Origin of the sequence: Paracoccus sp. (in: a-proteobacteria), assembly GCF_039808215.1 — a bacterium.
Classification (GTDB): Bacteria; Pseudomonadota; Alphaproteobacteria; order Rhodobacterales; family Rhodobacteraceae; genus Paracoccus.
The window spans coordinates 1-5,937 of the sequence record NZ_JBDHSP010000116.1; the positions used below are offsets into that span (position 1 = coordinate 1).

Annotated in this window: 4 protein-coding genes; 1 reads left to right on the forward strand and 3 read right to left on the reverse strand. The window is 67.0% G+C overall.

Annotated elements, in window-relative coordinates; genetic code table 11:
* Positions 1–163 precede the first annotated feature (163 nt).
* Positions 164–964 (forward strand): enoyl-CoA hydratase, encoded by an 801-nt coding sequence (locus tag WMK75_RS17975; RefSeq protein WP_347268956.1) that lies wholly within the window; start codon positions 164–166, stop codon positions 962–964.
* Positions 965–1,109: 145 nt separating this feature from the next.
* Here the strand turns inward: WMK75_RS17975 and WMK75_RS17980 are convergent, their stop codons facing one another.
* The 3 genes from WMK75_RS17980 to WMK75_RS17990 form a co-directional block, all read right to left on the reverse strand.
* Positions 1,110–1,853, reverse strand: a complete 744-nt coding sequence (locus tag WMK75_RS17980) for a cytochrome c biogenesis protein CcdA (RefSeq protein WP_347268957.1) — start codon at positions 1,851–1,853, stop codon at positions 1,110–1,112.
* Positions 1,854–1,928: 75 nt separating this feature from the next.
* Positions 1,929–4,505, reverse strand: a complete 2,577-nt coding sequence (locus WMK75_RS17985; protein ID WP_347268958.1) for an Rne/Rng family ribonuclease — start codon at positions 4,503–4,505, stop codon at positions 1,929–1,931.
* Positions 4,506–4,949: 444 nt separating this feature from the next.
* Entirely contained in the window at positions 4,950–5,777 is an 828-nt protein-coding gene (locus tag WMK75_RS17990; RefSeq protein ID WP_347268959.1) for a hypothetical protein, read from the reverse strand.
* Between the last annotated feature and the right edge of the window lie 160 nt (positions 5,778–5,937).

A 5,937-nucleotide genomic window follows, 5' to 3' on the forward strand; every position in this document is an offset into this window, starting at 1 on the left:
CGACCGGATACCCCGGAATGACTGACCGGATGTTGTCGGAACAGCCGACCGGATGCGTCGGAATGCGCAGACTTGGGATGCTTCCCCCCTGCCCGGCCCATGGCTAGACTGTCGACCAAGCCGGGCCAGGGAAACCGCGCCGCTGCACCAAGGGGAGACAGCCATGCAAGACCACAACCCGGGACCGCTGGTGCAGCGCCAGGATGTCGGGCCGATCTCGCGGCTGATCCTGAACAGCCCGGCGAATTTCAACGCCCTGTCGCTGGCGATGATCGAGGCCCTGGAGGCAGCGCTGGATGCTCTCGCCGCGGATGGCTCGGTACGGGTGGTGGTGCTGGCGGCGCGCGGCAAGGCCTTCTCGGCCGGCCATGACCTGCACGAGATGCAGGCGGCCCGCCGTGACCCCGATGCCGGCCGCGCCGCCCATGCGCAGCTGTTCTCGCGCTGCGCCGCTTTGATGCAGAAACTGCCGGCCCTGCCGCAGCCGGTGATCGCCGAGGTGCAAGGCATCGCCACCGCCGCAGGTTGCCAGCTGGTGGCCAGCTGCGATCTGGCCGTCGCCGCCCAAGGCACGCGGTTCGGCGTCAACGGCGTGAACATCGGCCTGTTCTGTTCGACGCCGATGGTGGCACTCAGTCGCGCGATCCCGCCCCGCGCCGCCTTCGAGATGCTGGTCACAGGCGAATTCATCGACGCCACCCGCGCCCGCGAGCTGGGGCTGGTCAACCGCGTCTGCGCCCCCGACGCCCTCGAGGCCGAGACCATGGCCCTCGCCGGCTGCATCGCCGCCAAGCTGCCCGCCGCCCTGCGTCTGGGCAAACGCGCCTTCCATGCCCAGGCGCAACTTGGGCTGGCGGATGCCTACGCCGTCACCGGCGCGGTGATGTGCGAGAACCTGCTCGACCCCGACACCGCCGAAGGCATCCAGGCCTTCCTGGAAAAGCGCCCGCCGAACTGGGCCTGACGCCTCATCCCCGGCCGCAACAGCCCGCGGGGCCCGCCTATCCGCACCTCTGGGCATTCCGCATTCGGCAAGCCAGGCGCCGGTGCCGCGAACTCCTGACGATTGCGCCGAACGACCCCGGCATCCGAAACGCGGTCCACGGACGCTAGCCCAGCACGGCCAGCCAAGGAAAGGTCTCAAGCAGCCAATAGGCAAAGATCGGGAAGGCGCCGGTCAGCAGCGCCAGGCCCACGGCGACCAGCAGCGCGCCCATGAGGCGCTCGATCAGCCGCAGATGCGGCTTGATGCGGTTCATCACCCCCATGGCGCGGTTGATGAAGATCGCCGACAGCAGGAAGGGAATCCCCAGACCCAGCGCATAGATGCTCAGCAGGGCGGCGCCGCGCCCAGCCTCGGCGCCGGTCGCGGCCAGCGACAGGATCATGCCCAGTTGCGGCCCGATGCAGGGGGTCCAGCCAAAGGCGAAGGCCAGCCCCAGGATATAGGCGCCGAAGGAACTGCCGCCCTTGTCGCCCGCATCCAGCCGCGCCTCGCTGTCCAGAAAGGGGATGCGGATGATGCGCAGGAAATGCAGGCCCATGACGATGACCACCACGCCGGCGCCACGCGCCAGCAGGTCCTGCCATTGCAGGAACAGCCGGCCAAAGGCCGAGGCCGCCATGCCCATCAGCAAAAACACCGTCGACAGCCCGAGGACAAAGAACAGGGCCGGCACCACGGCGCTGCGCTCGCCCGATTTCAGGCTGCCGACGCCGACGCCGGTCATATAGGCCAGATAGGGCGGAACCACCGGCAGCACGCAGGGCGACAGAAAGGACAGGATCCCCGCCAGCAGCGCGACCGTCGCGGCAGGCAGGAAGGCGGCGTCGGCGATCTCGATTCCCAGCATGGGCGGCACCTTGCGCGAAGACAAAGGCGCGGGAAAGCCCCGCGCCCGTCAAACTTATGTCATTTCCGTCCCGGCTTAACCCATCGACCACCAGCCGCGACGTTTTGGCTGCACCTCGGCGGCATCGTCCGTCTCTGCCATCACCTCGGCCACGGGCGCGGCCGGTTCCGGCTGCGGTGCCGGCTCGGCCGAGACCTCAGATGCGGGCTCTGCCGCATCGGCGGGTTCGGGCAGCAGGGTCTCCTCGGAAGCGGCGGGTTCGGACACCCCGGATGCGTCGGCCTCCACAGTCTCGGTCTCCGCGGGCTCTGCGGCAGGCGCCTCGGCCAGCGGCAGGTCGGTCAGGTCGACCGCCTCCACCAGGGGCGCGACCGGCTCGGCCTCGTCGCCCTTGCGGCGGCGCACGCGCGAGCGGTGGCGCGGCTTCGCATCCTCATCCTCGGCCGCATCATCGCCAGCCTCCTCGCCCTCGCCGGCGTCCAGCGGCGCGGCGACCTCATCAGAGTCGTCCTCGCCTTCGGCCTGGCCCTCCTCGCCCGAGGCCCCTTCCTCGCCGTTGCGACCGCGGCGGCGGCGGCGGCGGCGGCGGCGCTTGCCATTGCCGTCCTCGCCATGCTCCTCGCCATGCGGGGTATCGGCCCGCGCCTCATCGGCCCGATCCTCGGCGCGGTCCTCGACCTCGGCCTCGACCTCGTCCTCGACCACATCCTCGTCGTCGATCTGGGCCATCAGCCGGGCATCGACCGAGACCACCGGCACGGCGACCTCGGGGACATTGCGGATCGCGGTCTTGAACTTCTCGATGGCGAAATCGGGCGAGATCAGCACCGGATCGGCCTCGACCCTGACCGACATGCCATAGCGCGCCTCAATGCCGGCGATATGCTCGCGCTTGGCGTTCATCAGGAAGTTGGCCACCGCCACCGGCGCCTTGACCAGAACCTCGCGCGAACGCTTGCGGGTGCCCTCTTCCTCGATGGCGCGCAGGATGGTCAGCGCCAGGCTGTCATCGGAACGGATCAACCCGGTGCCGTGGCAATGCGCGCAGGGCTGCGTGGTCGATTCCAGCATCCCCGGCCGCAGGCGCTGGCGCGACATCTCCATCAGGCCAAAGCCCGAGATGCGGCCGACCTGGATGCGCGCCCGGTCGGTTTTCAGCTTGTCCTTGAAGCGCTTCTCGACCGAGGCGTTGTTTCTGCGCTCCTCCATGTCGATGAAGTCGATCACGATCAGCCCGGCAAGGTCGCGCAGGCGCAGTTGCCGCGCGATCTCCTCGGCAGCCTCAAGGTTGGTCTTCAGCGCGGTGTCCTCGATCGAGCCCTCCTTGGTGGCCCGGCCCGAGTTCACGTCGATGGCGACCAGCGCCTCGGTCACGCCGATGACGATATAGCCGCCGGATTTCAGTTGCACCACCGGGTTGAACATGCCGCCCAGATAGCTTTCCACCTGATAGCGCGCGAAAAGCGGCATCTGGTCGGCGTAATGCTTCACGTTCTTGGCATGGGACGGCATGATCATCTTCATGAAGTCCTTGGCGGTGCGATAGCCGCGGTCGCCCTCGACCAGAACCTCGTCGATCTCTTTGGAATAGATGTCGCGGATCGTGCGCTTGATCAGGTCGCCTTCCTCATAGACCGGCGCCGGAGCGATGGATTTGAAGGTCAGCTCGCGGATCTGTTCCCAGAGCCGCATCAGATATTCATAGTCGCGGCGGATCTCGGTGCGGGTGCGCTGGCTGCCGGCAGTGCGGATGATGAGACCCGCGCCTTCCGGCACCTCCAGTTCCGAGGCGATTTCCTTCAGCTTCTTGCGGTCGGCAGCATTGGTGATCTTGCGCGAGATGCCGCCGCCCCGGGCGGTATTGGGCATCAAGACGCAATAGCGCCCGGCCAGCGACAGATAGGTGGTCAGCGCCGCGCCCTTGTTGCCGCGCTCTTCCTTGACCACCTGCACCAGCATGATCTGGCGGACCTTGATCACTTCCTGGATCTTGTAGCGGCGCGCGCGCGGCTTTTTCGGCACGGGGATTTCCTCGGCCAGATCCTCTTCGGCGACGGATTCGATGCCGTCATCCTCGGCCGCATCCCCGTGACCTGCATCATCGTGACCGGCATCATCGTGACCGGCGCCCTCATGGCCGGCGTCAGCACCGGAGGCCGCATCGGGCGTGTCATTCCCGTCGTGCCCGGACAGGTCGGCAGCCAGCGGCTCGGCCTCGCCCTCCGAGGGATCGACCACGGTCATGCCGGCGATCTCGTCCGACACGGCGACGGCATCGCCATTGCTCGCCGCGGCCGGCTTCGGCGCCTTGTGCCGCTGGGGTTTGCGGCGCTGCCGGTCTGAATCCTCGGCCTCGGCCGCGGCGGTCTGGCGCTCTTCCTCGATCAGCGCCTGACGGTCGGCGGCCGGGATCTGGTAATAATCCGGGTGGATCTCGGCAAAGGCCAGGAAGCCGTGGCGGTTGCCGCCGTAATCCACGAAGGCGGCCTGCAGCGAGGGCTCGACCCGCGTGACCTTGGCCAGATAGATATTGCCAGCAAGCTGCCGCTTGTTGACCGTCTCGAAATCAAATTCCTCGACCTTGGTTCCATCCACCACGACAATCCGGGTCTCCTCGGAATGTGTGGCGTCGATCAGCATTTTCTTGGACATTCATCTGTCTTTCAGGCAGCCGCACCGGCCCGCCGCAAGGCGGGGCAAGGATCCGGCTGCCATATGAAGAGACGGCGACACTCGCCCGGACAGCAACGATCGCGGCGTCCGGGGAATTTCCCCGCCACCCTGGCCGATCTGGCTGCGCTGCGCGATCCATCGCGTCTGTTTACCTTTCTGGCCCCTTCCGCCAAAGCGGCCGGGGCGGCGATCACCTGGCCCAGAGGCCCGGACGGGCATGGACTTTATTTTTCCGCGCGCTTGACCACCGGCACTTGTCGGATGCCACGGCTGGCTGGCGCGCTGCGAAACTGTCGAGGGGGAACAACCGGCACCTGCCGCGCCCACCCTGCCGGGGCAAGATAGCGGGTAAGCGCGTGCCGTTACAATCGGTTTTTCAGGTCGGGCGGGATTTGGCCCTGTCCGGCCGCCGCCAGAGGCGCATCATTTCTGCGCCGGCGTGCAGGTTTCGGGGCTGAGCATGCAGACGAACAGCCCGACCGCCGCCGCGCCGCGGCCCAGATCGTTGACCGTGGATTCGTCGCGCGTGATGATGCTGTCGAAACCCACCCAGTCCGAGACCCCGTCCTCATATCGGCGGACCTTGACCCGGCGGTTGGCGGCGTCGATTTCCTGAATGACCGAGGGCTTGTCGCTGAAAAACCCCTGCACATAGACGCCGTCGCCAACCGAGAAACCATGCACCGTGCCATCCGCGGCAGCCTCTGGCGCCGCGACAGGCGCGGCCGGCTTCTTGCGCCAGGCCTCGAACCGGGCCAGGACGGTGGCCTGATCCTCGGGCGCCACCATGTCGAATTTCAGCGCCCTGTCCGCCTGACGGGCCGCGGTCAGGTATTGCGCAAGATCGGCAAGGCCATGCACCTGCGTCACCGCATCCGGCTTGTGCCAGGCGATGAACCGGGGATTGAACCAGAACGGATAATATTGATAGATCTGCGCCCCGGCCTTGTCCTTGCCACCCAGCGCCATCGCGACATAGACATTCTCGGGAAAGCGGTCCGAGCCGAGAAGCGCGACAATCTCCTCGGACAGCGGCTCCTGGCCCTGATCCTGATAGGCCAGGGTGGCCTTCGCCTCCTGCACGTTCATGGCAAGCATGTGGCTCTGGTCGCGGGCCTGGAACAGGTGCTGGCCGGCCGGGAACGCGGCGGTCACCTTGTAGACCGTCGCCGACGAACGCAGATCCGCCGTGCTTTCATAACGGCAGGCCGCAAGCCCGATCAGCATCAGCAGCGCAATCACCCAACGCATGGCCTTCCCTCCTGCATCTGGCAAGCATAGCAGGTCCGCACGGGGCGGTCACGGCAATGTGACCTCTCCGTTCAGGCAGAGGCACCGGCCTTGCAGTTACCCACAAGTTGATGCTGGCGTGCTTTGCACGATGCTTGCGCCTTCGACGAGATCGGCGAGG